Source organism: Iodobacter sp. CM08, from assembly GCF_033446605.1.
Classification (GTDB): Bacteria; Pseudomonadota; Gammaproteobacteria; order Burkholderiales; family Chitinibacteraceae; genus Iodobacter.
Genome location: NZ_JAWQUO010000003.1, coordinates 152,319 through 177,672 on the forward strand (window position 1 = coordinate 152,319; position 25,354 = coordinate 177,672).

Annotated in this window: 24 protein-coding genes; 16 read left to right on the forward strand and 8 right to left on the reverse strand. The window is 49.2% G+C overall.

Annotated features, from left to right (window positions below; all coding sequences use genetic code 11):
* Positions 1 to 146: 146 nt before the first annotated feature.
* From R6242_RS02540 to R6242_RS02560, 5 genes are all read right to left on the reverse strand, one after another.
* The gene (locus tag R6242_RS02540; RefSeq protein ID WP_318423366.1) at positions 147 to 413 is read right to left on the reverse strand and encodes a lipid asymmetry maintenance protein MlaB; all 267 of its coding nucleotides are present in this window, start codon (positions 411 to 413) and stop codon (positions 147 to 149) included.
* Entirely contained in the window at positions 410 to 1,012 is a 603-nt protein-coding gene (locus tag R6242_RS02545) for a phospholipid-binding protein MlaC (protein WP_293931925.1), read from the reverse strand. The genes R6242_RS02540 and R6242_RS02545 overlap by 4 nt, the downstream gene beginning before the upstream one ends.
* Positions 1,012 to 1,482 carry an outer membrane lipid asymmetry maintenance protein MlaD gene (gene mlaD / locus R6242_RS02550; RefSeq protein WP_412099454.1) on the reverse strand — a complete coding sequence of 157 codons (471 nt, stop codon included), beginning with the start codon at positions 1,480 to 1,482 and terminating at the stop codon, positions 1,012 to 1,014. The genes R6242_RS02545 and mlaD overlap by 1 nt, the downstream gene beginning before the upstream one ends.
* Positions 1,483 to 1,564: 82 nt before the next feature.
* Positions 1,565 to 2,359: a lipid asymmetry maintenance ABC transporter permease subunit MlaE gene (gene mlaE / locus R6242_RS02555; RefSeq protein ID WP_293931922.1), complete on the reverse strand. Its 795-nt coding sequence runs from the start codon at positions 2,357 to 2,359 to the stop codon at positions 1,565 to 1,567.
* On the reverse strand, positions 2,352 to 3,155 hold the full coding sequence (locus tag R6242_RS02560; protein ID WP_412099456.1) for an ABC transporter ATP-binding protein: 804 nt from the start codon (positions 3,153 to 3,155) through the stop codon (positions 2,352 to 2,354). The genes mlaE and R6242_RS02560 overlap by 8 nt, the downstream gene beginning before the upstream one ends.
* Positions 3,156 to 3,505: 350 nt before the next feature.
* Between R6242_RS02560 and R6242_RS02565 the strand changes: the two genes are divergently transcribed.
* From R6242_RS02565 to R6242_RS02615, 11 genes are all read left to right on the forward strand, one after another.
* The gene (locus R6242_RS02565; protein ID WP_318423369.1) at positions 3,506 to 4,858 is read left to right on the forward strand and encodes an ExeA family protein; all 1,353 of its coding nucleotides are present in this window, start codon (positions 3,506 to 3,508) and stop codon (positions 4,856 to 4,858) included.
* 64 nt (positions 4,859 to 4,922) lie between these two features.
* Entirely contained in the window at positions 4,923 to 6,773 is a 1,851-nt protein-coding gene (mshL, locus tag R6242_RS02570; protein ID WP_318423371.1) for a pilus (MSHA type) biogenesis protein MshL, read from the forward strand.
* Positions 6,770 to 8,218 carry a tetratricopeptide repeat protein gene (locus R6242_RS02575; protein WP_318423372.1) on the forward strand — a complete coding sequence of 483 codons (1,449 nt, stop codon included), beginning with the start codon at positions 6,770 to 6,772 and terminating at the stop codon, positions 8,216 to 8,218. Before mshL ends, R6242_RS02575 begins: the two co-directional genes overlap by 4 nt.
* Positions 8,215 to 9,921 carry a GspE/PulE family protein gene (locus R6242_RS02580; RefSeq protein ID WP_318423373.1) on the forward strand — a complete coding sequence of 569 codons (1,707 nt, stop codon included), beginning with the start codon at positions 8,215 to 8,217 and terminating at the stop codon, positions 9,919 to 9,921. The genes R6242_RS02575 and R6242_RS02580 overlap by 4 nt, the downstream gene beginning before the upstream one ends.
* 20 nt (positions 9,922 to 9,941) lie before the next feature.
* Complete coding sequence (locus R6242_RS02585; RefSeq protein WP_318423375.1) at positions 9,942 to 10,439, forward strand: hypothetical protein; 498 nt, start codon at positions 9,942 to 9,944, stop codon at positions 10,437 to 10,439.
* A 73-nt stretch (positions 10,440 to 10,512) separates the two neighbouring features.
* Complete coding sequence (locus R6242_RS02590) at positions 10,513 to 11,709, forward strand: type II secretion system F family protein (protein WP_318423377.1); 1,197 nt, start codon at positions 10,513 to 10,515, stop codon at positions 11,707 to 11,709.
* Positions 11,706 to 13,259, forward strand: coding sequence for a hypothetical protein (locus R6242_RS02595; protein WP_318423379.1), 1,554 nt, complete (start codon positions 11,706 to 11,708; stop codon positions 13,257 to 13,259). The genes R6242_RS02590 and R6242_RS02595 overlap by 4 nt, the downstream gene beginning before the upstream one ends.
* The gene (locus R6242_RS02600; RefSeq protein ID WP_318423380.1) at positions 13,256 to 13,843 is read left to right on the forward strand and encodes a hypothetical protein; all 588 of its coding nucleotides are present in this window, start codon (positions 13,256 to 13,258) and stop codon (positions 13,841 to 13,843) included. Before R6242_RS02595 ends, R6242_RS02600 begins: the two co-directional genes overlap by 4 nt.
* Positions 13,840 to 14,145 (forward strand): hypothetical protein, encoded by a 306-nt coding sequence (locus tag R6242_RS02605; RefSeq protein ID WP_318423382.1) that lies wholly within the window; start codon positions 13,840 to 13,842, stop codon positions 14,143 to 14,145. The genes R6242_RS02600 and R6242_RS02605 overlap by 4 nt, the downstream gene beginning before the upstream one ends.
* Before the next feature lie 2 nt (positions 14,146 to 14,147).
* Positions 14,148 to 15,683 carry a hypothetical protein gene (locus R6242_RS02610; RefSeq protein ID WP_318423384.1) on the forward strand — a complete coding sequence of 512 codons (1,536 nt, stop codon included), beginning with the start codon at positions 14,148 to 14,150 and terminating at the stop codon, positions 15,681 to 15,683.
* Positions 15,680 to 16,423: a type II secretion system protein gene (locus tag R6242_RS02615; protein WP_318423386.1), complete on the forward strand. Its 744-nt coding sequence runs from the start codon at positions 15,680 to 15,682 to the stop codon at positions 16,421 to 16,423. The genes R6242_RS02610 and R6242_RS02615 overlap by 4 nt, the downstream gene beginning before the upstream one ends.
* A 59-nt stretch (positions 16,424 to 16,482) precedes the next feature.
* Here the strand turns inward: R6242_RS02615 and secA are convergent, their stop codons facing one another.
* Entirely contained in the window at positions 16,483 to 19,227 is a 2,745-nt protein-coding gene (secA, locus tag R6242_RS02620) for a preprotein translocase subunit SecA (RefSeq protein ID WP_318423387.1), read from the reverse strand.
* 100 nt (positions 19,228 to 19,327) lie between these two features.
* The gene (locus R6242_RS02625; RefSeq protein WP_318423389.1) at positions 19,328 to 20,227 is read right to left on the reverse strand and encodes a M23 family metallopeptidase; all 900 of its coding nucleotides are present in this window, start codon (positions 20,225 to 20,227) and stop codon (positions 19,328 to 19,330) included.
* Between the two features lie 27 nt (positions 20,228 to 20,254).
* Between R6242_RS02625 and R6242_RS02630 the strand changes: the two genes are divergently transcribed.
* Complete coding sequence (locus R6242_RS02630; RefSeq protein ID WP_318423391.1) at positions 20,255 to 20,695, forward strand: DciA family protein; 441 nt, start codon at positions 20,255 to 20,257, stop codon at positions 20,693 to 20,695.
* Between the two features lie 98 nt (positions 20,696 to 20,793).
* On the forward strand, positions 20,794 to 21,450 hold the full coding sequence (locus tag R6242_RS02635; RefSeq protein ID WP_318423393.1) for a type II secretion system protein: 657 nt from the start codon (positions 20,794 to 20,796) through the stop codon (positions 21,448 to 21,450).
* 64 nt (positions 21,451 to 21,514) lie between these two features.
* Here R6242_RS02635 and hda read toward each other — a convergent pair whose 3' ends face one another.
* Entirely contained in the window at positions 21,515 to 22,222 is a 708-nt protein-coding gene (gene hda, locus R6242_RS02640) for a DnaA regulatory inactivator Hda (RefSeq protein WP_318423395.1), read from the reverse strand.
* Positions 22,223 to 22,405: 183 nt separating this feature from the next.
* Here hda and purM point away from each other — a divergent pair, with 183 nt between their 5' ends.
* The 3 genes from purM to R6242_RS02655 all read left to right on the forward strand — a co-directional run bounded on the left by purM (position 22,406) and on the right by R6242_RS02655 (position 25,352).
* A complete protein-coding gene (purM, locus tag R6242_RS02645; RefSeq protein WP_318423397.1) occupies positions 22,406 to 23,443 on the forward strand; it encodes a phosphoribosylformylglycinamidine cyclo-ligase in 1,038 nt (345 codons plus the stop codon).
* Positions 23,444 to 23,565: 122 nt separating this feature from the next.
* The gene (gene purN / locus R6242_RS02650) at positions 23,566 to 24,201 is read left to right on the forward strand and encodes a phosphoribosylglycinamide formyltransferase (protein ID WP_318423398.1); all 636 of its coding nucleotides are present in this window, start codon (positions 23,566 to 23,568) and stop codon (positions 24,199 to 24,201) included.
* On the forward strand, positions 24,201 to 25,352 hold the full coding sequence (locus R6242_RS02655) for a DUF3108 domain-containing protein (protein ID WP_318423400.1): 1,152 nt from the start codon (positions 24,201 to 24,203) through the stop codon (positions 25,350 to 25,352). Before purN ends, R6242_RS02655 begins: the two co-directional genes overlap by 1 nt.
* Positions 25,353 to 25,354: the final 2 nt, after the last annotated feature.

Sequence of the window (25,354 nt, forward strand, 5' to 3'; positions counted from 1 at the left end):
GATTTGGCCTGTTGCGGGCCGATAAATTATTATCTGCCCGCTGGATAAGCAGAACACAGCACTGCCCACAAAATATCGACCATTATTGCTAGCCGTTTTTTGCTGCACAGGCTGAATCCGGCGTATTACTCTGTGGTTTAAGACTGCTATTTCAAGGGCAGTATTGTGCTTACACCATAGAGGCGAATCAGCCCAGCTAGGCCTTCAGTCAGCTCTGAGAAGCATAGCTCGGCCCCCTGCTTACGTGCATTACGCAGCCAGTGCAGTAGTACCGCCACTGCGGAGGAATCTGCTGCACTTATTTGGCTAAGATTTACTTCCAGTAGCTCGCCTTGGCTGAGCGTTGGCAAGGTGGTCAGCTGTGCTGCGGCCGTGTCTAAAGTGAGCTTGCCACTGGCTTGAAACACTTTCATTTACTTGCGCTACGCTGTGCGTTATTGCGATCAGAGAGCTGCTTGATTAAGCCATCAATGCCGTCTTTGCGGATGATCGTATTAAATTGATTACGGTTGTTATTGATAAAGCTAATGCCATCTACGGCAATATCGTAGGTTTTCCAGCCAGCATCGGTTTTTTCAAAGCTAAAATCGAGTGGGATCGGTTTTTGCCCTGGTAGGCTAACTTCGGTACGCACGGCCATTTCGCTTGCATCGTTGCCTGGGCGAGTGCCTTTTACATCCACTTGAGCATTTTTATAAATAGAAAGTGCGGATAGGTAAGTGCGCACTAGCATGGTTCTAAATTCGCGGGTTAAGGCTTGCTGCTGCTCTGGTGTGGCTGTTTTCCAGTAACGGCCAACGGCCAGCATGGTCATACGATTGTAATCGGCCAAAGGGGCAACGCGTGCATCAACAAGATCGCGTGCTTTAAGGGGCTCTTTATCATTTTTTTTAATGATATCAAGCACATCGCGGCTCACATTTTTAACGATGACTTCAGGTGCTTCAATTGCTGCAGCTAAGCTACAGGTGGCGATAAAACCCATTGAGAGGGCAAGGATCCATTTTTTCATTATTTTTGCTCCGATTTTTGTTCACCAGCGGTTTCTGCTTTGTTAAACAGTACACGACTAATTAATTGCTCCAGCACGATCGCTGAAGAGGTAATGGTAAAGCTGTTGCCATCGGCAAGCATTTTGCTATCTGCACCCGAGGTCACACCAATATATTGCTCACCCAAGAGGCCAGAGGTCAGGATTTCTGCTGAAGCATCTTTACTAAAATGATAGCGGCTATCCATATCTAGCTTCACCCTTGCGACGTAACGCTCTGTATCTAGAGTGATACTACTCACACGGCCTACTAAAACCCCGGCACTTTTCACTGGCGCACGCACTTTCAGGCCACCCACATTTTCAAAATTTGCAATTAGCTCATAGCTATTCGATGCCGGCAGTGTGGTTTGGCTGCTGACACGTAAAGATAAAAACAGTAAGGCGGCAATGCCTGCAGCGGCAAATAGGCCTACCCAAAAATCAATCATGCCTCGTTTCATTCTTTAAAAACCCCTTAATCTGACACGTAACGACAACTGACACATCATGAAAAAACCTAAGCTTGCTGCTTTAGATGCCTCTAAACATAAAGGCCGTGAGTACAAAATCCAGTGCCAGAATCACCAGCGAGCTTGTCACCACGGTACGGGTGGTGGCTCCTGATACGCCTTCGGCGGTGGGCGGTGCGTCGTAGCCTTCAAAAACGGCGATCAGTGAGATGGCAACACCAAACACCACACTCTTTATCACGCCATTGATGACGTCTTGACGAAAATCAACGGCGCTTTGCATTTGCGACCAAAAAGCGCCTTCATCTAAGCCCAGCAGTTTTACGCCGACTAAATAACCACCAAAAATCCCCATCGCGCTAAACATAGCCGCCAGTAGCGGCATAGAAATTACGCCACCCCAAAAGCGCGGAGCAACGACACGGGCAATTGGGTTAACCGCCATCATTTCCATGGCGGCTAATTGCTCGGTGGCTTTCATTAGGCCGATTTCTGCGGTAATGGCAGAACCTGCTCGGCTGGCAAACAGTAAGGCTCCAACCACGGGGCCAAGCTCACGAACTAAGGACAGTGCAACTAAAATACCTAAGGATTCGGTAGCACCAAAGCGCTGCAGCGTGTCGTAGCCTTGCAGGGCTAACACCATGCCAACAAATAAGCCCGATACCCCAATAATCAATACCGACAGCACACCTGCAAACCAAATTTCACGCATTGTAAGCTGAAAGCGGATCAGCGAGGTAGGAGAATGACGCAGAATAGCCAGCATAAAGCGGCAGGCAAAGCCCAGTTTGATGATGACGTTGCTAAATGGTCGGCCTAATGCTGAAAGGGCTTTAAATAAAAAATTAGGCAAGGCGCGGCTCCAGACCAAGATCCGTAGCATAAGGCACGGCGGGTTTGTGGAAAGGCACAGGGCCGTCGGTTTCACCATTAATAAACTGTTTTACAAAGGGGTGAGTTGAGGCGCGAACCTGCTCTGGCGTGCCTTCTGCCACAATTTTGCCGTCGGCTAAAAAGTAGACATAGTCGACAATCGAAAGCGATTCTTCTACATCGTGGGTCACAATCACCGATGCCGTGCCCAGTGCATCGTTTAAATCTCGAATAAGTTTGCCGATTGTGGCCAATGAGATTGGGTCTAGCCCTGTAAATGGCTCGTCGTACAGCATCACCGCAGGGTCTAGCGCAATGGCGCGGGCTAGCGCCACGCGGCGTGCCATCCCACCGGATAATTCGGAGGGCATCTGCTCGCTGACACCACGCAGGCCAACCGCGTTTAGCTTCATCAGCACTAAATCGTGGATCATCGTTTCGGGCAGATTGCTGCGTTCTCTCAGTGGAAAGGCCACATTATCGAAGACGGATAAATCGGTAAATAAAGCGCCAAATTGAAACAACAAGCCAAGCTTTTCGCGCATCTTGTAGAGGCGAGCTTCATTCATACTGCCAACATCGTCACCCGCAACATTGAGCTTGCCAAGGTCTGGACGAATTTGCCCGCCAATGAGTTTGAGGAGCGTGGTTTTGCCTGAGCCAGATCCACCCATAATGGCGACCACTTGCCCACGCTTAATGCTAAGGGATACGTCGGTGAGCACCGCCCGTTCGCCGTAGGCAAAGCTTACATTCTCAAATTGCACCAGAGGCATTTCGCAAGATACTCCTGACATAAAGAGCGCTATTGTAGGTTGCTCTGTCTTAATCAGATAGATGAACTTTGTATGAAATGGTACGGAATTATTGCCATGCAGCAAAGGTAGTAATAGGTGGGAGTTGATAATTTGCTGTGATGACAAGCTTGTAGCGGTTCTTTATTGCATTTGCTTCTAATGTTTTTAGCTAAAAAGTGCGTATAAAAAAGCCCTAAATACAACACTTAAATTTGGCTCGTTTGCTATCGCTGCAATATCTAGCACTTAGCTTGCGGTCTGCTTTATTTGGGCAATACTGTCTGCACCCTGCCAGTTCACTGTTTGTTTTAAGCAATTCGCGTACTAGTATGAAAGCCAGTGTTCATATTCTGGCAGGATTACTTATGTACTTAGAGCACTTTGGCTTAAATGAACCCCCTTTTAGAATTACACCGCACCCAGAGTTTTTCTTTGCGGGTGCTGAGCGTGGCGCAACTCTAGACGCGCTTATTTATGCCGTACTGGCAGGGGAAGGTTTAGTCAAAGTGGTAGGTGAGGTGGGTAGTGGTAAAACGATGCTATGTCGCGTTTTAGTTGAGCGCTTACCTGCCAATATTGATAGTGTTTACATCGCTAATCCGGCCATGAAACCGGATGAGTTGATGTTGATGATTGCAGATGATCTAGGTTTGGCCAGCGATGCAACGCATACCAGCGCTAAAGTCAGAGATTTGCAAGCCGCCTTACTAGAGCGCTTTGCCGCTGGGCGGCAAGTGGTGATTTTGATTGATGAAGCACACGCTATGCCAACTGCCAGTTTAGAGGCGGTTAGGCTGCTGTCTAATTTAGATCATGGCCATCATAAATTATTGCAAATTGTATTATTTGGCCAGCCAGAATTAGATAGCCGTTTAGCGCAGCAAGATTTACGTCAATTACGCGAACGCGTGACCCATGCTTTTCAGCTTGCGCCATTAAAAAGTGATGATATTGAAGCCTATATAGAGTTTAGGATGCGGGCTGCGGGCTATCGTGGGCCTGAGCTATTTCAAACTCAGGCGCTTAAGCAAATTTATATTGAATCAGAAGGTTTAACTCGGCGAATTAATATTTTGGCAGACAAATCGTTAATGGCCGCATTTAGCCGTGGCGAGCATTTAGTGAATGCGCAGCATGTAAAAGCTGCAATTAAAGACAGTGGTTTTAAATCGCTTAAAAAAAGGCCCATGATGGCGTGGGTGCTCTTTATGGGCGTATTAGCCGGGGGAGTTGGGGCGAGTTTAATTCAGCAGCCAAATATAAAAATGGCCTCCGCTCCACTGGCAGCCCCAGCGCCTTTGCAATCAGCTAGCTCGGCTGAAGTGTTTATACCTAGTATTAAATTAACAGAGCTATTAAAAAATAAAATAGCTCAATCAAGGTACAAATTTAATCATGCAGAGGCAAATCATATTGCCATCATGCTATTAGTGACTGATCGTGAGCATAGCGAAGATTTAGAAAAATACTTTATGCAAATTAGCCAGTTACTGCCAAAAGATCAATTGCTTATTTATCCGGCAGAAATACGCGGTAAGAAAGGTTGGGGTTTAGTCTATGGTTTATTTACAGATAAAGCTAGTGCACAAGTAGCCATGCTAGCTTTACCAGATCGATTAAAGAAAAATAAACCCATTTTGCGTACCGTAGCAGGAATGCGTGATGAATTGTGGAATTTATAGCTTAAGCTTTGCAGATTAATTATCTGCTTTATTTGATCTGTGGTATTTGCATGAGTACTCATCAATGCGGTGGCAAATTCTTATTCTGCTGTTATTACTTAGTGCATGCGCTAATCAAACGGGCTTGCAAGTTGAAAGCGGGCGGCATTTAGAATCAAAACCCGTAACCAGTAATATACCTAAACCAATATCAGGTACGCCTATTTTAGCTAAGCCACAAGCTGTAGCTAAGACGGCTACTTATAGTGTGGTGGTACACAATGTGCCGGTGGCTGAAATACTATTTGCCTTAGGGCGCGATGCTAAAATTAATGTAGATGTGCATTCAGGGGTCAGCGGCAATGTAACCTTGAATGCTATTAATCAAACGCTGCCGCAAATTTTAGAGCGAATGAGCCGGCAAGTGGATTTGCGCTGGGAGTTAGAAAATGGTGTTTTGATTATTACTCCAGATATCCCTTACTTTAAAATATATAAGATGAATTATTTTAATTTATCTAGAAATGTAAAATCTAATGTTACCTTGGCTAATTCGGTAAGTAGTGGGAGCAGTGGTTCTGGTTCTGGTAATAGCTCAAGCACGCAAATTGATATGGTGGCCGAGCATCAATTGTGGAAGCAAATAGAGGCAAATTTAAAAGATCTTTTAAATGTGGCAAAAAATGATGCACAGTCTAATGGATCACAGCTTGGAAGTATTGTGCAGGAGAAAAGTGCGATCGCCGTAAAAACCAATAGCTCTGCGGATAAAAAAGAAGTGGTGCAAACGGCCGCAGAAGCAGCAAAAGCCGCCAAAGACGTTGCGCAGACAAATAAAATAAACGCAGAAACAGAAAAATTAAAAGCAGGTGAATCACAGCCCATCAATAAAATTACTAGCCCTGTGGTCATTAATAATAGTCGCCTTGTGATTATGAATCCAGAAACAGGAATTATCACCATAAAGGCCAGCCAAGCTGAGCATGTAAAAGTAGCCGAATATTTAAGCGCTATTCAGGGAGGCGCATTGCGGCAGGTTTTGATTGAGGCAACAATTGTAGAGGTATTGCTTTCTGACCAATATCAAGCCGGTGTGGATTGGAGCCGAATTGGCACCACTGAAAATCAATTGAATTTCACTCAATCTAATGTTGCTAGTAATATGGCTACGCCACCCTTTAGTCTCTTGAGTTACGCTAAAACAGGGGGGGTATTTAATGGCACGTTTAATTTTACTATAAAGATGTTAGAGCAATTTGGTCGTACCCGCGTGTTATCTAGCCCTAAAATAATGGCGCTGAATAATCAAACGGCGGTGATGAAGGTAGTAGAAGAACAGGTTTATTTTACAATTAAAGTAACGCCACCTGTGATTACCGATGGCAAACCAACCACTCAAGCTACCTATGACAGCGAATTACACACCGTGCCGATTGGCTTGGTGATGCAGGTTACGCCGCAAATATCTGAAGACGGCCAAATTGCCTTAAATGTGAGGCCAACTATTACTAATATTAATTCTTTTGTGGAAGACCCTGCGGTTGCTATTTTGGCCGCCAGTAGCTCATCGCCAATTAAAAGCTTAGTACCTATTTTGCAAGTCAGAGAATTTGATTCAACATTAAAAGTGGCCAGTGGGCAGGTGGCTATTTTAGGTGGATTAATTCAAGACTCTTTAAATAATGATAGACAGGGATTGCCAGGTGTTTCGCGTTTGCCCTATATAGGCGATTTATTTAGCTATCGGAACGATAAAGTTAAAAAAATTGAATTGGTGATATTTCTGCGGCCAGTTTTAATTAAAGATGCCAGCACGCAGGGTGATTTAAAAGATTATCAGCAGTTTTTGCCTAATGATCAATTTTTTAAAGGCAGTATGGATCATGATTTATCGGCATTTCAGTCGGGCAGTACGCCGTTAGAGTCATTGCCATGAGTTTATTACTGCAGGCACTTAAAAAAGCGGAAGAGGCTAAACGCTTACGCGAAGCTGCCGCTCTGGAAGGGGGGCCACAGTATGAAGAGGCCGTGGCTGCCAGCCAGCCAGTGGCCGCAGCGCTTAGCTTAAGTGAGCTAGCCTTGGAGCTGGAGCCCCCGATTGAGTCGCCGCATGACTTGAGCCCACCGGCTAGTGAGGTAACAACAGCACCATTGCCGATAGAGGCCAGCCCACCGGTAGAAGAATGGCAGTTTGTGCCACTGCCCTTGCTTGAAGAGGCGGTGCTTGAGGCCAAATCAAACCCTGTTATCCCTTCGCCTGAGCCCTTAATAACCGCAGAGCCTACAGCTTCTGCTGCAGAGATTCCTCCTCCAATCGAGGACGATTTAACTTGGCTAAAGCAAGCCTCAGCAGCCTCTGTTCCAGCTCCCCTTCCCCCAGTTACACCCGTGCAGCCAGCAGAGCCTATGCTTGCGCCAACATTAACGCCTACTCCGCCTGCGCCTTTTGCAAAGCCCTTAGTTAAAGCGGCTTCACGCTCCAAAATCCTGCCTTGGCTAGTGCTAGCAGGGGTGTTGATTGCGGGGGGTATGGGGGGATATTTTTGGTGGCAATATCAATCCTTAATGGTTACGCAAGCACCTGCTGTTGCCGCTGCGGCGGTGGAGGTTGCGTCGCCGCCAGCTGCGTCAGCGCCCATTGTTTTATCGCCACCCCCATCGCCTGTTACTCCAGAGCTGAATGAGCCTGCCGTGGTGGTGAAAGTACCCGCACAGATTGTGCCTACATCAATACCGCGCCAATTCAAGAACGATGCAGCCAGTGTAAAAGAGCGCTCTGGTGGGCCTGGTGGGCCTGATGGGGCGGGTGTGCGCTTTGATCCACAAAATAATGAGGCAACGGTGCCGCTGCCGCTGATGATGGCCTACCGCGCCTTTCAAGAAGGGGATTACCGCCGTGCAGAGGAGGCATATCGGCAGATGCTGCAGCTTGATGGTCGAAATAGGGACGCTTTATTAGGCATGGCGGTGTTGGCGGTGAAGCGGGGCGCGGGCAGTGAGGCAGCACAGTTTTATCGGCAAGTCTTGGCGCTTAATCCGCGGGATGAGGCCGCTCAAGCGGGCTTGTATGCGCTCACACCAAGCAGCGAAGGCTCAGAAGCGGGCTTACGCCAATTAGCCAGCCAGCAATCAGGAGCCGCGTTTGCCTTGGCTAATCTTTACGCAGGGCAAGGCCGCTGGAGCGAGGCGCAGAGCGCGTATTTTCAAGCTTTGTCTTTGGATAGCAATAATGCCGATTACGCCTTTAATTTGGCGATTAGCCTAGAGCATTTACAAGAGAATAAAACCGCTGCTAGGTATTACCGCCAAGCCTTGGCAGGGCGAGGCTCTTTTGATCGGGCGGTTGCCGAAGCCAGATTAAAGGAGCTGGAGTTGCCATGAACGCGCCAGTCAGAAAACTGCCGCTGGGCGAGTTGCTGGTTTCTAAAGGCCTGCTCTCAGAAGATCAGCTACGCATTACTTTGTTTGAGCAGCGCCGTAGCGGTGTGCCCTTAGGTAAGCTGATGGTGTCGCTGGGCTTTATTTCTGAAGGTATTCTGCGCGATGCGCTTTCAGAAAACCTAGGCCAAATCAGCGTTGATTTATCCAAAATATTGGCGGATACACAGGCGATTAAGCTCATCCCCAAGGATGTGGCCAAGCGGCATATGCTGCTGCCAGTATCGCTAGATTTGGAGCGCAATAAGCTGACGCTGGCGATGTCTAATCCCAATAATCTGGTGGCGCTCGATCAGGTGCGCATGCTGCTGAAAGACAAGTACGAGCTGGAAACACTGCTTGCAGCAGAATCTGATTTAAACCATGCCATCGATCAGTACTATGGTTTTGAGCTGTCTATTGATGGCATTTTGAATGAGATTGAAACCGGTGTGATCGACTACGCCAGCTTGCAAAACGCCGAGGCGGAGTACAACCAGCCGGTAGTGCGGCTGATTGATGCGCTGCTGGCCGATGCCTGCACGCGCGGCGCGTCGGATATCCACTTTGAGCCTGAATCGTCGTTTGTGCGGATTCGCTATCGGATTGATGGCGTACTGCGGCAGATTCGCGCCCTGCACAAAACCTATTGGCCGGCGATGGTGGTGCGGCTAAAGGTGATGAGCAATATGAATATCGCCGAAACCCGCTCGCCACAAGATGGCCGCATCTCGCTCACCCTTGCGGGCCGCCCGCTGGATTTTCGGGTGGCAGCGCAGCCCACTACTTGGGGCGAGAATGTGGTTTTGCGGATTTTGGATCGGCAAAAAGGCTTGGTAAAACTAGATAAACTGGGGCTAAGCAAAGAAAACCTCTACCTTTTGCAGCTGATGATTGCTAGGCCGGAAGGGATTATTCTGGTGACTGGCCCCACTGGCTCTGGCAAAACCACCACCCTCTATTCAATCTTAAGCAGCGTGAATACCGAAGCCGTCAATATTATGACGCTGGAAGACCCCGTGGAATACCCGATTCCCATGCTGCGGCAAACCTCGGTGAACGAAGCGGCCAAAATGGATTTTGTAAACGGTATTCGCTCGATGATGCGGCAAGACCCAGACATCATCCTGCTGGGCGAAATCCGCGATCGCGATACTGCCGATATGGCGTTTCGCGCCGCCATGACCGGCCACCAGGTTTACTCCACCTTACACACCAATTCCGCCATCGGCTCGATTCCGCGCTTGCTGGATATTGGCGTGCTGCCCGATGTGTTGGCGGGCAATATTATCGGCATTATCGCCCAGCGCTTAGCCCGAAAATTATGCCCGCTTTGCCGTGAGCCTTATCAGCCAGATGACTTTGAACGGCGCTTACTTGGCGTGGCTGAAGAGGTGGGAGAGCTGACAATTTATCGCCCAGCAGGCTGCCCCAAGTGCGATCACCAAGGCTACAAGGGCCGGATTACGGTGATGGAAGTTTTAAAAATGAGCGTAGAGCTGGATGAGCTGATCGCCAGACGTGCCACTCGGCTAGAGATGAAAAAAGCTGCCGAAGTACAGGGCTTTAAAACCATGGCTGACGACGCATGCCGCCACGTCATTGACGGCATGACCTCGCTGGCCGAGATTTCCCGCGTGATCGATCTGACCGACCGAGTGGGCTAAGTTGAATAAGGAGGATAGCAATGTATGTACGCGAACATATCTCACGAGTGATTGATGGCAAAACCTATAACACCCGCACCGCCTTAAATTGCCATATGCATACCGAATCGAAAGACGATCAGGGTGTCCCTTATATCATTGATCTTTATCGTACCAAAAAAGATCAATATTTTTTGGTTGAGCACAATATTCCTCATCCCTATATGGAAAAGGAAAAAGCTGCTGCGGTAGATGTGCTGACACCCATCTCGCTAGAGCAGGCCGAGGAGTGGGTCGAAAAATATTGTCCTTGGCGCAAGGAAAAAATTTTTTCGACCAATAGCGAGGCAAACCTCACTACTTTAACGCTGCGGATCGACAAAATGACCAAGGCGCAACTGGTAGCGCAAGCCACCAAACATAATTTAACGCTCAACGCCTACTGCTTGCTGAAGCTAGAAAAAATACTTTATGAAAAAGACGTTCCACGCGGAGGCGGAGGTATTTTTCTAGAGCGTGGTTTGAATTTGCGTGATTAGGCCTGCAACCATTCTATGGGCGCTGGCTAAACCCTCTTTGTAGGGGTTGATTGCGAGCAAATAAGGGAATCAGATGCAGTTTATCTATCGTGCTGTAGATAGCACTGGCTTAATAAAAAAGGGTAAGTCAGAAGCTAATAACCTAGCAGATTTAGAGCTGCGTCTAGAGCGCTTGGGCCTCAGCCTTATTCACGCTAGTGAGGCCTCTGTTGGCGGTGTTTTGGGGGGTAAAAAAGTAGATCGGCGGGAGTTGATTACGTTTACTTTTCATATGGAGCAGCTAACACGGGCAGGGGTGTCTATTTTGGAAGGGCTATCTGATTTGCGGGATAGCTTAGAAGAGCCGCACTTTCGTGCTGTGATTGCCCATTTAATTGAAGATATCGAAGGGGGTCGCCAGTTTTCACAGGCTTTGGCGGCGCATCCACAAGTGTTTGATGCTATTTATGTGAATTTAATTAAGGCAGGCGAAGCCAGCGGTAAATTACCTGAAGTATTACTTAATTTAACCGATTCATTAAAGTGGCAAGATGAGTTGGTTTCTCAAACTAAAAAAATAATTATGTATCCAGCTTTTGTGGGGGTGTTGGTGCTGGGAGTCATTACTTTTTTAATGATTTACCTTGTCCCTCAATTGGTTTCTTTTGTGGCCGCAATGTCGCAAACGCTGCCATTAAATACCAGAATATTGATTGCTATTTCAAATGTGTTTATTAATTATTGGTGGGCGATATTTAGTACGCCCATAATTTTATTTTTTGCGATTCGTTTTCGCCTGCGCCACGATGAAAAATTTAGGCATCAATTTGATGGATGGAAATTATCAATTAAGCCATTTGGCCCTATTTTGCATAAAATTATTTTAGCGCGTTTTGCTAATTTTTTTGCACTGATGTATGCGGCGGGCATTCCTATTTTGGATTGTATTAAAATTTCAGAAGGGATTGTTAGCAATAGCGTCGTAGCCGAATCTTTACAACGTATTCAGGCGCAGATTCGTGAAGGGCAAGGGGTGACGGCGAGTTTTAGCCAGGAAAAAATGTTCCCTCCCTTGGTGTTGCGCATGTTAAAAGTGGGCGAGGGCACAGGGCAGCTAGACCATGCTCTGCTGAATATCTCCTATTTTTATAACCGTGATGTCAAAGAATCCATTGAGCGTGTGCAAGCCCTCGTTGAGCCTTCTCTTACCGTGGTATTGGGGCTGATTTTGGCGTGGATTATGTCCTCAGTGCTGGGACCGATATTCGATACAATTAGCAAAATACGATGAGCTATATTCACCGCACCCTTTTATTATCGAATACACAGCTGATTGCCTTGTATATAGAGCAAGAGCAATTAGTTGAAGAGGCTTGTTTTGGTTTAGATAATATGGGTAAAGAAGCATTTTTAATTTATTTAGAGCAGCGAAAAGAGTTTGTTTTTAGTTTATTAGTGGATGTAGTGGAAGAAGACTTTCAATTAGAATCTATTCCCCATTTAGGCAAAAAAGATCGCCATGCCTTATTGATGCGCCGCGTAGAGCAAAGCTACCGTACCACGCCTTATCGCCGCTTTATTGTGCAAAAAGAAGCTAAAAAAGGCGAGCAAGACCAAGTACTACTATCGGCCTTAAGCGCGGCTGCGCCGATTGATGCGGTGGTTAATGCCATATTAGAAAAAAAAGTAGTGTTACAAGGGATTTACTCGGCGGCGTTATTGGTTGGGGAAATGATGCATCGCTCGGGATTGGGGCTTGCGCATTATTTGTTGATTTCATTTAGCGCTGATGGCGGTATGCGGCAGACGTATTTATCGGCCGAAGGGCTTAAATTTAGCCGCGTGAGTAGCTTGCCGGAAGGGATAGATTTGCAAGATGTGGCGCGTATGGCCGAGGTGATTGTGCTTGAGTCTTTACGCGCTAGGCAATATTTATCAACCTTACGCTTGCTGGGCCGAGACGACAAAGTGCAATTGGCCGTGGTGGCACCCAATGGTTTAGATTGCCAAGCGGCTATCAGCCAGCGTTTGCAAACCAGTGGAGATGCTGGGCATTTTACGATTAGTGATGTGCCGCTGGGCTTATTAGCACAAAAACTGCGGCTCCCCGCTGGCGATTCGCTGCTGAGCATTTTATGTAGCTGGCTGATGCTGCGGCCACCTGCTAATCACTATGGGCAAGTCAAGCATTTAATCCACGCCAATTGGCAAAAATGGGGGCGGATGCTGCGTTATGGCGCGTTTTCAGGCTTGTTTTTTGTGCTGATTTGGAGCGGATTGGCGATGCAAGAGGCAAGCGATGTGCAGGCCTCGATTAACCAATCCTTGAAAAAAACCGCGCAAATTGATGAGCGTTTACGTCGATTTAGCCGTTTGCTTAAGCAAAGCAATGCCAGTGATCCTGCTGCTATGAAAGGCGTGCATGAGCTATATAACCAGCAGTTGCTAACTTGGCCTGATATCGAGCTAACGCTGCAGCAAGTCAGCCAAGTTTTGCTGGAATTTCCTGAATTAAGCTTAGATGAGCTGCGTTGGCGCTCTGGCCGCTCACCGGTAGAGCCTGCTGCTGAAGCCTCGGCTGTGGCCACTCAGCAGCCCGTTGTGTTGGAGCTACAAGGGCGGGTTGAGCCGTTTTCACAGCAGTATCGGCAAGCTTTAAACAGTGTCAATCGCCTTAGTAGCCGCTTATCTACCTTACCCAATGTAAAAGTGGATACGTTGCAATTGCCTTTAAATATCAGCTCCACAGCCAAAGTAGAGGGGCAGGTGCTGGCTACTAGGGATGATGAGAAGCGGGTTGATTTTGTGCTGCGCTTAAGCTGGGAGCCAAAAGCACCATGAAAATAGCTGGGCAAGCTTGGCAATTTATTCGCCACGATTTAATCCTAAGTGGCGCAGCGCTGGTCTGTGCGCTGCTGTTTATTGGCCTTGCACAAACGTATTTAGGCTATATGCAAGCCGAGCAGCTGGTTTTGCGCAGCCATTTGCAAAGCTTAACCCTGCAAGCCGATGCCCAAGAAACAGCGTGGAATAATGCCGTGCAATATGGTGCACTTTATCAGCGCTTAAGCCGACAAGGCATTATCAATGTGGAGCATCGCCTAGATTGGATTGAATACTTAACTGAATTAAATCGTGAAGTGCCGCAATTAAAGATTGCTTTTCGGCTGGAGCCGCAGCGTCCTTTAAGTGCGGCGGTGGAAAATGTGCAGCTTTACGGCAGCAAAATGCAATTGAACTTTGAGATTAAAAATGAAGAGGTATTTTCAGATGTCCTAGCAGGGTTGCAGCAGCTGGCTGGCTGGCCAGCTCCAGAGCAATGCGTTTTAGCCCGTAGTGAAGAGGCTAGAATAAAAGTGGCGTGCGATATTGAATGGCTGAGTATCGGCCCCATTGCTCAGCCCGTGGCGGAGGTGGCGCAATGAAATACGGCTTCTTGTTGATGTTGTTGTTTCCTTGCCTTGTGGCGCAAGCAGATTGGGGCAAGTTATTTTTTAGCCCTGCTGAGCGTGCCTTATCAAGAGGCGATGGTAGGCCGCAGGCAGAAGCATCTGCGGTGGTTGATACGTTTAGATTAGATGGTGAAATAACGCGTAATGGTAAAAAGCTACGCTGGGTGAATGGCGAGCTTAGCCGCGTTCCGCTCCCCTCTGGGCTGAAAGTTGGCCAAACGCTGACGCGGGAAACGGGTGCGAAGCGCGATGTCTATCAGCCGCCGCAGGAATAAGCATGCAGCGCGTATTTAATCAGCGTGGTGCGATTGCCTTGATGCTGCTTATGGTGGTGGGGCTAGGTATTGCCGCTGCGGTTTTATCGCGCTTTAGCCATCATATTTTTGAGCTACGGCGTGAGCAGCAAACGCTCAATGCCTTGCAGCAAGCTAAGCAAATTTTGCTGGCCGATGCCTTGGCAAAGCGCGGAGGTGCTCTGGTTCGCCCTGGTGAATTTTATTGCCCAGATCGTAATGTGCAAGGTGAGGCGGGCTATGGGCAGAGTGGCTTAGGCTTAGCCACGCCATCTTGCCCTAGTAATCAGCCCGCTACCCATATCGGCAGAATTCCTTGGGCGACTTACCATGCCGAAGAATTACGCGATAGCTCGGGCGAGCCTTTATGGATGGCGGTGGCCGATGGTTTTCAAGAAAGAATAACGCTGCCGCTTAATAGCGATACCGCTCCCCAAGCGCCTAATCCTTGGTTTCTTGCTGCCGCCAATAGCGGTGCGCAGGCTTTGTCTAGTGCGAGTGATCCTATTGTGGTGGTGATTCTAGCCCCCGGCCCCGCGCTAGCAGGGCAAAACCGCAGCACCGCGGCTCAACAGCGTAATCCCAGTAATTATTTTGAATGTAACCGGCAAACGGTTGGTGGTGCTTGCCTTGGGGCACCCAATAACTATGCCAATAATAGCGCCACACTAGGTCGTTTTTTAGATGGCCCTCGCCTAGATAGCAGCGGCAACCCAACACTGAACGATAGAGTTCTCACTATTCGGCGCAGCGAATTAATCGGGCCATTAGAGCAAAGAGCGGCCAAGGAATACCAGCAGCTATTCGATTTATGGGCTAGGCAGGTGGGCAGCAAACGGCTATTGCCCATCCCCAGTAATCCACTCGATGTGGGCTTGCCTTTCCCCGCCAAACCAGATGACGTGGGCTGCACGCAAACGGGAGCGGTTAGCTTGCTGCCATCGGCTTGTGCGCCTAATCCCGCCATTTGCCGAGGCCGTCCACCTAGATCGGTTGAGCTAACAGGTGTGGGCTTAGCGGCTTCACCTTTGTATTTGGTGAATCCCATTAATATGCCCGCTAGCATCGCTAGTTTGGCCAACTGGCAAAGCTTGCTGCTTGAATACGATTGGCTGTATCGCAACCGCTGGGAGCAAGTGTTTTTTTATGCGCTAGCCAATACGCCAAGCTGCGCTTTGCCCGCTATGCAATTACTCAATATGCAGTTGCCTAGCGATATGGCAGGGGTAGAGGCGGTATTGATGAGTGCAGGCGTGGCGCAAACGGGGCAGCTACGCAGCACGGTTTTAGAAAGAGCTAGCCTAAGTAATTACCTAGATTTGGCGACCAGCGCTATTGCACCACCGCCCTTTGTGAGCAGCATTAACCGCAGCGCTTGGGATTTACTACCGCTACCAAGCAACCGCTATGCCAAGATGCAGGCTACGGATGTGGGTAATGATGCTTTGTATTATCGCTATACCTCTAGCGCACTTCCCGCCACATCCAAATGGCTATATGCCCCAAAGGATAGACCATGAAGCAGAGTGGCTTTACTCTGGCCGAAATTGCCATTGTGTTGGTGATTGTTGGCATTATGCTGGCGGGTGGGCTGGGAGCCTTTAAGGCGCAAACTGACGCGCAGCGCAGCAATGAGGGCCGTGCGCAATTGGCTGAGATTAAAGAATCTTTACTAGGCTTTGCCGTACAAAATGGCCATCTGCCTTGCCCTGCAAACCCTGCCCTGACGACCTTTGTGGAGGATCGCGCGGCTAACGGTACGTGCAACCGTGCTCAAGGCCGCGTTCCTGGTGCAAGCCTAGGTCTCGCCAAATCAACTGATCCCTATGGCCAGCCGTTTACTTATCGGGTGAGCACCGACTTTGCCGATAATGGCCCCGCCTCAGCTCCCCCGCTGATTACGGATAGCAATCAAACCTTGGGAGGATGCCCGGTTGGTAGTGCGGCTGCGGCTGGCATCAGTTTTATGCTTTGTTCACGCGGGGATATTTCTGTTTTACCAACCTCAGGTGCAGCAACGCCATTGGCTTCACAGCTGGTGGCGGTGATCGTGATGCATTTTCGCCACGGCCCACCTAATGCAGGTGCGGGATCGGTGGATGAGCAAGAAAACACCAGTATCAACACCACCTTTATTAGTAAATTACGCGTCGATGATAATCCGGCCACGCCAGTGGATGAAGAATACGACGATATAACAGACTGGATCAGCCCCTCCATCTTGATTGCAAAAATGCTGGCGGCAGGTAAGTTGCCTTAATGGGTGAAGCATAAAAAACCCCACAGCGCGCTGTGGGGTTTTTCTTAGGGCTAAGCGCTTTAAGCAACTTGGCCGTGGCAGTGTTTAAACTTCTTGCCAGAGCCGCATGGGCAGGCATCGTTACGGGCTACGCCAGAGAATTGCAGCTTTGGGCCACCTTCTGCTTGCATTGCCTGCATTAAGGCTGCTTTGATCTGCTCATCGTCACCACTGGCTAAGATGGCTTCTAGATCGGCGTGGTTAAATTGCAGTGCCGACGCTGGGATTTCTTGTGGGCGCACGGCTTCTACATCTTCTGGCGAGCGTACTTGCACGGTCATTACAATTTGCATGACCTCACGCTTGATGTTTTCTAGCAATTGCGAGAACAGCTCGAACGCTTCACGTTTGTATTCTTGCTTAGGGTTCTTTTGTGCATAGCCGCGCAAATGAATACCTTGGCGTAAATGATCGAGCGACGACAAATGCTCACGCCAGCTTTGATCTACGTGTTGCAGCAGTACCGAGCGCTCAAACTGGCGGAAAGTAGTTTCACCAGCTAATTCAACTTTGGCGTTATAGCTTTCTGCCGCTGCTACTTGCACGCGCTCTTTCATGGCTTCAATGGTGAGCGTGGTATCGTTTTTAACCCAGTCAGCAATATCTAGCTGGATATTTAGCTCGCTCAAGGCACGCTCTAAGCCAGCCACATCCCACTGCTCTTCCATAGAATCGGTAGGAATGTGCAAATTGAATAGGTCGCCAATCATGCTGTCACGCATGGCACTAATGGTATCGCTGACTTCTTCGCTTTCTAAGATTTCATTACGCTGACCGTAAATAGCCTTGCGTTGCTCGTTAGATACATCATCGTATTCCAGCAATTGCTTACGAATATCGAAGTTGCGGCCTTCAACTTTGCGCTGCGCGGATTCAATCGCGCGGGAAACCATACCCGCTTCAATTGGCTCGCCTTCAGGCATTTTTAAGCGATCCATCACCATTGCCACGCGATCGCCGGCAAAAATACGCAGTAAGGAGTCTTCTAGCGATAGATAAAAACGGCTGGAACCAGGATCACCCTGACGACCAGAGCGGCCACGCAGCTGGTTATCAATACGGCGTGATTCGTGGCGCTCGGTACCAATAATATGCAAGCCGCCCGCGGCCACTACCGCATCATGGATGATTTTCCAATCGGCTTTCATGGCTGCAATTTTGGCGAGTTTTTCGGCGTCACTCAGCTCAGCGTCTTGCTCAACCGCTTTGATTTCGCGCTCAATATTACCGCCCAGTACGATATCCGTACCACGGCCCGCCATATTTGTGGCAATGGTAATCACGCCAGGCGAGCCCGCTTGGGCCACGATATCGGCTTCACGTGCGTGCTGTTTGGCGTTCAACACATTGTGCTTGAAGCCGTCTTTTTCTAGCATTTCAGAGAGCAGCTCAGATTGCTCAATCGAGGTTGTACCGACCAAGACGGGTTGTTTACGCTCTTGGCAGCCCTTGATATCGGCAATGATGGCGTTGTATTTTTCGCCGGCGGTTTTGTAAACCTGATCTTGTCTATCGTCACGCACCATCGGGCGATTGGTTGGCACGATCACGGTTTCTAGGCCGTAAATTTGCTGGAATTCGTAAGCTTCAGTATCGGCCGTACCGGTCATACCTGATAGCTTGGTATACATGCGGAAGTAATTTTGCAGAGTAATCGTGGCAAGAGTTTGATTCTCTTGATTGATTTCTACGCCTTCTTTGGCTTCAACCGCTTGATGCAAACCTTCAGACCAGCGGCGGCCAGACATTAAACGGCCAGTGAACTCGTCAACAATGACAATTTCGCCTTCGTCGGTCACTACATAATGCTGATCGCGCAGGAATAATGAATGCGCGCGCATTGCCGCGTAAAGGTGGTGAACCAAGCTGATATTGATCGCGGAATAAAGGCTGTCGCCTTCTTTGAGCAGGCCTTTTTGGCTGAGGATAGCCTCAACTTTCTCGTGCCCTGCTTCAGATAGCAGTACCGAGTGGGCTTTTTCATCTACCCAGAAATCGCCTTCAGATTCTTCTTCGCTTTGGCGAACCAGCTGGCCAGGGATATCGTTAACCAGTTGATACATCTCGATGCTGTCTTCAGCAGGGCCAGAGATGATCAAAGGGGTGCGCGCTTCATCGATCAGAATCGAATCCACTTCATCGACAATGGCGTAGTTGAGTTTGCGCTGCACGCGTTCACCCACGGTGAACACCATATTGTCGCGCAGGTAATCAAAGCCGAATTCATTGTTGGTGCCGTAAGTAATGTCGCAAGCGTAAGCTTGTTGCTTATCGTCGTGCTGCATTTGGCCCAAGTTCACGCCGCAAGTTAGCCCTAAGAAGTTGTAGAGCTTGCTCATCGTGGCCGCATCACGGCTGGCCAAGTAATCATTCACGGTAATGACGTGCACGCCATTGCCTGATAAGGCATTTAAGTAGGCGGGCAAGGTTGCAACCAGTGTTTTGCCTTCACCGGTACGCATTTCAGAAATCTTGCCTTGGTGTAGCGCTAAGCCACCCATGAGCTGTACGTCAAAGTGACGCATGCTTAAGCTGCGTTTAGAGCCTTCGCGACAAACAGCAAAGGCTTCTGGCAGAATTTGATCAAGCGTCTCACCCTTGGCGACGCGTGCTCGGAATTCTTCCGTTTTAGCCCGCAGGTCATCATCAGATAGCGCTGCAATACCGGCTTCGAGCGCGTTGATCTGCTTTACGATGGTGCCATATTGTTTGAGCAGGCGGTCATTACGACTTCCGAAAACTTTTTTGAGCAAATTTGCAATCATCTAAAGCTACCAGCAATGGGCAAGGCCCGGTTAGTGTGACAACGGCGGTTAGAACATCCTAATCCGCCGTATATGCGACCATTTCAATTAAAATTCAAGATCAATCGCCAGATTTTATCTCAGCAAAGTTAATCATTTTGTTTGCAGGGCCAATAAAGCGTAAAGGGTTTTGTGCAATTCCCTTGTAGCGAATCTCAAAATGCAGATGTGGCCCCGTTGAGCGCCCTGTGCTTCCTAGTAAGGCAATGGTCTGGCCAGCGTTGATTTGCTCACCTACTTTTACGTCCAATTTGGATGCATGAGCATAGCGGCTGGTGATTCCGTTGCCATGATCTAAGTCAACCATATTACCATATTGGGGGTGGAAGGCCGCAAAGCTGACTTTACCACTGGCTGCGGCCATAATGGGCGTGCCAGTTTCCCCCACAAAATCGATCCCTTCATGAAAGACTTGGTTGCCGTTAAACGGGTCTATCCTTTTGCCAAAGCTAGAGGATTGTAATCCTACATTAAGCGGCGCTTTGGAAGGGAGTTGCCATGCTTTTGGCTGCAGTAAGACGCTTTCTGCTAAAGCGAGCTGATCTAGCCTCGCATTTAAACTGCTGCTCGCCGCATCAATTTCACGGCCAAGGGTTGCGGCCGTTAACGGTGTGCCAGTGTGTTGGATCCCGCCCCGTGGCACGGGTTGGTTAGATAAAAACGGCTTGATATCAATGCCGGTTTTATTGCCAACTTGGCTGGCTAGGCCATCTAAACGCAGTAATTTGGCCTGCAGCTCGCCCACACGAATGGCGAGTGCGTCGATTTCAGTCTGGCGGGTATTATTGTTGCCCGGCATTAATCGCCATAAGGCTTGATTAGAGCTGGGTTTGATCAGCGAGCCCAAGGCGAAAGCGATCGATGCCACTAGCAAAAGCATAAGCAGGGCTAGACATATAATTTGTCGGCTATCGAGCGAAACCGCTTTGCCTAGCCGATTAGACATCACAATGATATTCATTGAATTTAACCTTTGCGAACCATCTTAATGCTGAAAAAAACCACTCTAAAGCAGGTCGGAAATGATCGACAGCTCGCCAGCCTGATGCATCAGGTGGACGATTTGGCGAGCGTTTTAGCCCAAGTGCGGGGTGTGCTACCGCCAGCGATGGCGAGTCATTGCCTTGGAGTGGCTTGGTCCGGCGAGACTATATTAATTGGTGTGAGTGGCAGTGCTGCTGCATCAAGGGTGCGTCAATTAGCCCCACAGATTTTGGCCGCACTGCAAGCCGGCGGGTGGAAAGCTACCGCAATCTTGCCCAAGGTGCAAGTTGGCCTGCAAAGCACAAAGGCCATGCGAAGCAAAGACTTACATTTAAAAGCGGGTGCTTGCGTGGCTTTTTCTGAGCTATCTGCCACTTTGGAGGATGGGCCTTTAAGGGAGGCAATTACGTCATTATTAAACCGACACGCACCTAAAGACAGCTGACCCCGTGGATTTGGTCTATAAATGCTGTAAGGCCCTGTAATCTAATGCTTTTATGGATTCCATGCTACATAAGACTAAATCTACGAAGGAGCTGGGCGATGAGAATAAAGCAATGCGAGGGTCAGGCTAAGCAAACAGGCTTTACCTTGGTCGAGCTAGCCATTGTGCTGGTGATTATCGGCTTGATTTTAGGGATGGCGTTTAAAGGCAAGGATTTGATTGATGGGGCGAAGGTGAAGAGTATGGCTGCCCAATATAATAAGGTGCAGGCCGCGTTTAATATTTATTTTGAAAAGTATGGTGGGTATCCGGGGGATGGTTGTACTGCTTTGCAAGTGCTTGGAACCTTTACTCAATGCCCTACTGCAGGTAGAAATGGTATTTTAGATACGGTAATTGAGGCAAATTCGGCATTGATTCAGCTGCAAAATGCTAATATTCTGACCGCCGCTGATTTACAAACACCGTTTGGTGCGGCATGGGGTGTGTCTGTTTCCACCTCCAATGTTTTCCCTCCGGCCGGTACAAATTATTTATCATTTACCAATGCCAATGCTGCGCCAATCGCAACGGTTGCGGATGCTCGCTATGTCTGTGCTTTGGATCGGATGATTGATAATGGCGATAGTGGTGCTGTTGCAGTGGGGGGCGCGGGAACGGTGGTGAGGAGTACCACCGCACCACTTTACACGAGCGCAACAGACTGTTGGGCACGTACTGGCACTGCGAATATCGGCTTACGTTTATTGCCCTAACAGGCCCAATGTAACGCCATGGGCGCATCTAAAGCGAAGCATGGTGCGCCTCATTCCCAAGCGTTTACCTAAAGAAATCCGAGCTTTCCCCCAGCTCGGGTTTGCTAATCCCTCGAATCACTTCCCTAAGTAAAGACGCGGTCACTGGGCGTTTTTCGGTTAGGGAAAGATGATTGGCGATATCCAGATGCTGATATAGCGTGGGTAAATCGCGAGAAGCGTGGCGCAGTAGGTAATCGGCTAGATCATCACTGAGCTCAAAACCTAGGCTAAAGGCGCGGCGCTTCAGGGCGTCGGCTTTTTCAGGATCGGATAAAGATTTAAGTTGATACACCAAGCCCCAGCCTAAGCGGGTTGTCAGATCTGGTCTGAGCAGCAGCAGCATGGGCGGCTTAGAGCCAGCGGCCAGCAGCAGCCCACCGCCATCTTTCAGTGTATTAAAGTGATCAAATAGGCGAATCTGCTCATCGCGGCTAAGCGCTTCAACATTATCGACGATCAGCGAGGCTTCTTGCGGTAGCGAGCTAGGCAGCGCGTCGTAGGCGGCATCGGTAAAAAATATTTGAGCGCCAGCGGGCAGCATGGCGCGCGCGGCGGCCAGTAAGTGGCTCTTGCCACTGCCGCGTTCTCCCCACAGATAGAGAAAACGCACGTCTCCCTCACCAAGGCTCCAGCAACCAAGTTGGTAGAGTAGCTCGGCGTTTTCGCCTCGAATAAAATTCTCAAAAGAGGGCGGGGCTGGCAGTTGTAAGTCCAGCACGAGTTGCTTCATGCGGGAGGGGCTCCATTGGGTCGGTGACGAGCGTGCGGGTGTTTTTTCACAAGATGCGATAAAATGCTTTGCTTTGCAGCAGGTGCCATCCCTTTTGGGACACTCATCTGCACTAATATAACGAATGTTCGCCATTCTAGCGCAGAAGCCACTAGTGGCGCTGCCAGTTTCACGAGGCCTTGCATGACCAATCAAAGCTTGAGCTACCGCGATGCGGGTGTCGATATCGATGCCGGCGATCAGTTGGTTGAAAATATTAAGCCCTACGCCAAGCGTACCATGCGCCCAGAGGTGCTGAGTGGTATTGGCGGTTTCGGCGGTTTAGTCGAAATCAGTAAAAAATACCAAGAGCCTGTTTTGGTGTCCGGCACCGACGGTGTTGGTACTAAACTCAAGCTTGCTTTCGAGCTAAATCGCCACGATACGGTCGGTATTGATCTGGTTGCGATGAGCGTGAACGATATCTTGGTACAAGGTGCCGAGCCATTGTTCTTCCTTGATTACTTCGCCTGCGGCAAGCTAGATGTGCCCAATGCCACCGAAGTGATTCGCGGAATTGCTTTTGGTTGTGAGCAGGCAGGTTGTGCGCTGATCGGTGGTGAAACTGCCGAAATGCCAGGCATGTACCCTGCTGGTGAATACGATCTGGCTGGCTTTGCCGTTGGCGTGGTAGAGAAAAGCAAAATCATTACTGGCGACGATATCGTGCCAGGTGATGTGGTGCTTGGTTTGGCATCCAATGGTGCGCATTCCAATGGTTACAGCTTGGTGCGTAAAATTATGCATCGTGCCGAAGCGGATTACGCTGCAGAATTTGATGGCGGCAAAAGCTTAGCCGATGTAGTGATGGCGCCAACCCGCATTTATGTCAAACCGCTGCTGAAACTGATGCAAGCGATGACGGTCAAAGGGATGGCGCATATCACCGGTGGTGGTATTAGCGAAAACGTTCCGCGTGTATTGCCAAACAATGTGGTTGCGGCCATCGATGCTCAATCTTGGACCATGCCTAAGTTATTTCAATGGCTGCAAAAAGAAGGCAATGTGGACGCGCAAGAAATGTACCGCACCTTTAACTGTGGCGTAGGCATGGTGGTGATTATGGGCGCAGACACGGCAGCCGCTGCGATTGCCCTGCTTGAAGCTGAAGGTGAAACCGTTTACACACTAGGTACAATTCGTGCCCGCGTGGGTGATGAGCATCAGACGCAAGTTGCGTAATCAATAATTGTAGGGGCACGGCATGCCGTGCCCGCGTGTTAATGTCACCACCGTGGTGGCATATTCACCATACAATTATGCAGGGCGAGGGCTCTTACCTCGCCCTTTCGCTTTTGAGACTTATGAAAAATATTGTTATTTTGATTTCTGGCCGTGGCAGCAATATGCAAGCCATTGTGGATGCGCAAATTACGGGTGCAAATATCTGCGCCGTGATTGCCAATCGCCCCGATGCCGCAGGCTTGGCGTGGGCCGCAGAGCGTGGCATTGCCACCGCCGTACTGGATCACAAGCGCTACGCTGGACGTGAGGCCTTTGATACGGCACTTGCCGCACTGATCGATGGCTATGCGCCAGATCTGATCGTGCTGGCGGGTTTTATGCGCATCTTAACGGCTGATTTTGTAAATCATTATGCAGGCCGCCTGATCAATATTCATCCTTCGCTGTTGCCAGCCTACACGGGTTTAAACACCCACGCACGGGCCTTGGCCGATGGCGTAAAAGTGGCGGGATGTACCGTGCATTTTGTGACGGCAGAGCTAGATCACGGCCCCATTATTTTGCAAGCGGCCTTGGCCGTGCTGGATGACGATAGTGTAGAGAGCTTATCCGGCAGAATGCTGGTACAAGAGCATCTTATTTACCCACAGGCAGTGCGCTGGTTTGTAGAAGAGAAGCTAAGCATTACAGAGGGTAAGGTGCGTATAGCAAGCCCCAGCCCTGCTGCTGTTTTGATTTCCCCGCCGGTGTTGTGATGGGGCGCTGGCCGGGCTTATTGCTAGGTGTGGCCGCGCTGTTGTCGATGCTATTGCATTTGGGCTGGATTTTTAATGAGCAAATTTATGCTTGGGCCATGCAAAAGCCTTTTACAGAGAGCGAGCTTAAAAAAGTCACGCAAAAACTAAGCGCAATTGCAGATGCTGCAAGTAGCAAGCCTGCAGGGCTAGCTGGGGTTAAGCCCGTGGACAGCCATGTGGTGTATTTGCAAACAAGGCAAAAGCCACACCCTGTTGCACCTGCTCTACCTAAGGTGCAACCTAAAGTGAAAACGATTGCTGCAAGTGCAGTCGCTGTGGCAAAAGCTTCTGAACCGGCCAGTGTAGCCAGTGCAGTAGCGCCAAAACCTGTAGTGGCCGTGGCAAGCAGCGTGCCTGAGGTGGCTTCTGAGGTAGCGCAAGTCATTGCGGCCTCGCAGCCTGAAACAATATTGCCGCCATTAAAAGAAAGCCCTTTAATGCCAGAGCAAAGCTATCCGGCGCAGGTAGAAATTACCTATGCTTATGGGATCTTCCCAATTCGTATGAGCTGGAAAGCCGAAGCGGGCCACTATGCCTTGAAGCTGCGCGGCGCTTTGTTTTCTAAATCGCGCGAATTTATTAGCGATGGCGAGGTAGGGCCCAAAGGGGTTGTCCCTCAGCGCTTTGCCGATTATCGTGACGGTAAACTGCTTAATGAAGCGCTATTTGATTGGCAGACTAAGCAAGTCACGCTCAATGATGGCGGGAGTCATAAGTTTGAAGAGCTAAAAACGGGCGATCAGGATATTTTTTCTGCCGCTTTTCAATTGGCCCTGCAAGGCGCAAAAATGAAAGATTTTACTTTCACCATTGCCAGTGGCCGCAAAATTTATAAAGACGTGCCGTTTGAAATCAGCGGCCAAGCCAGTTTGCATCTTGGTGATCGACAGATCGAAGCCATTTTGCTGCGCGGGCGCTTTGAGGACCGAACGTTTGATTTCTGGCTAGCGCCACAGTGGCATAACATGCCCGTACGGATGACGTTATCGCTAGGTAGCGAAGGTAGCTTCGATATCTGGGCCAACGATATCAAAATTAATGGCGAAATGGTGTTGGAACCCCCAAGCAGCAGCCGTAACGCCAACTCTAACCGCATGATGCGAAGATAAAA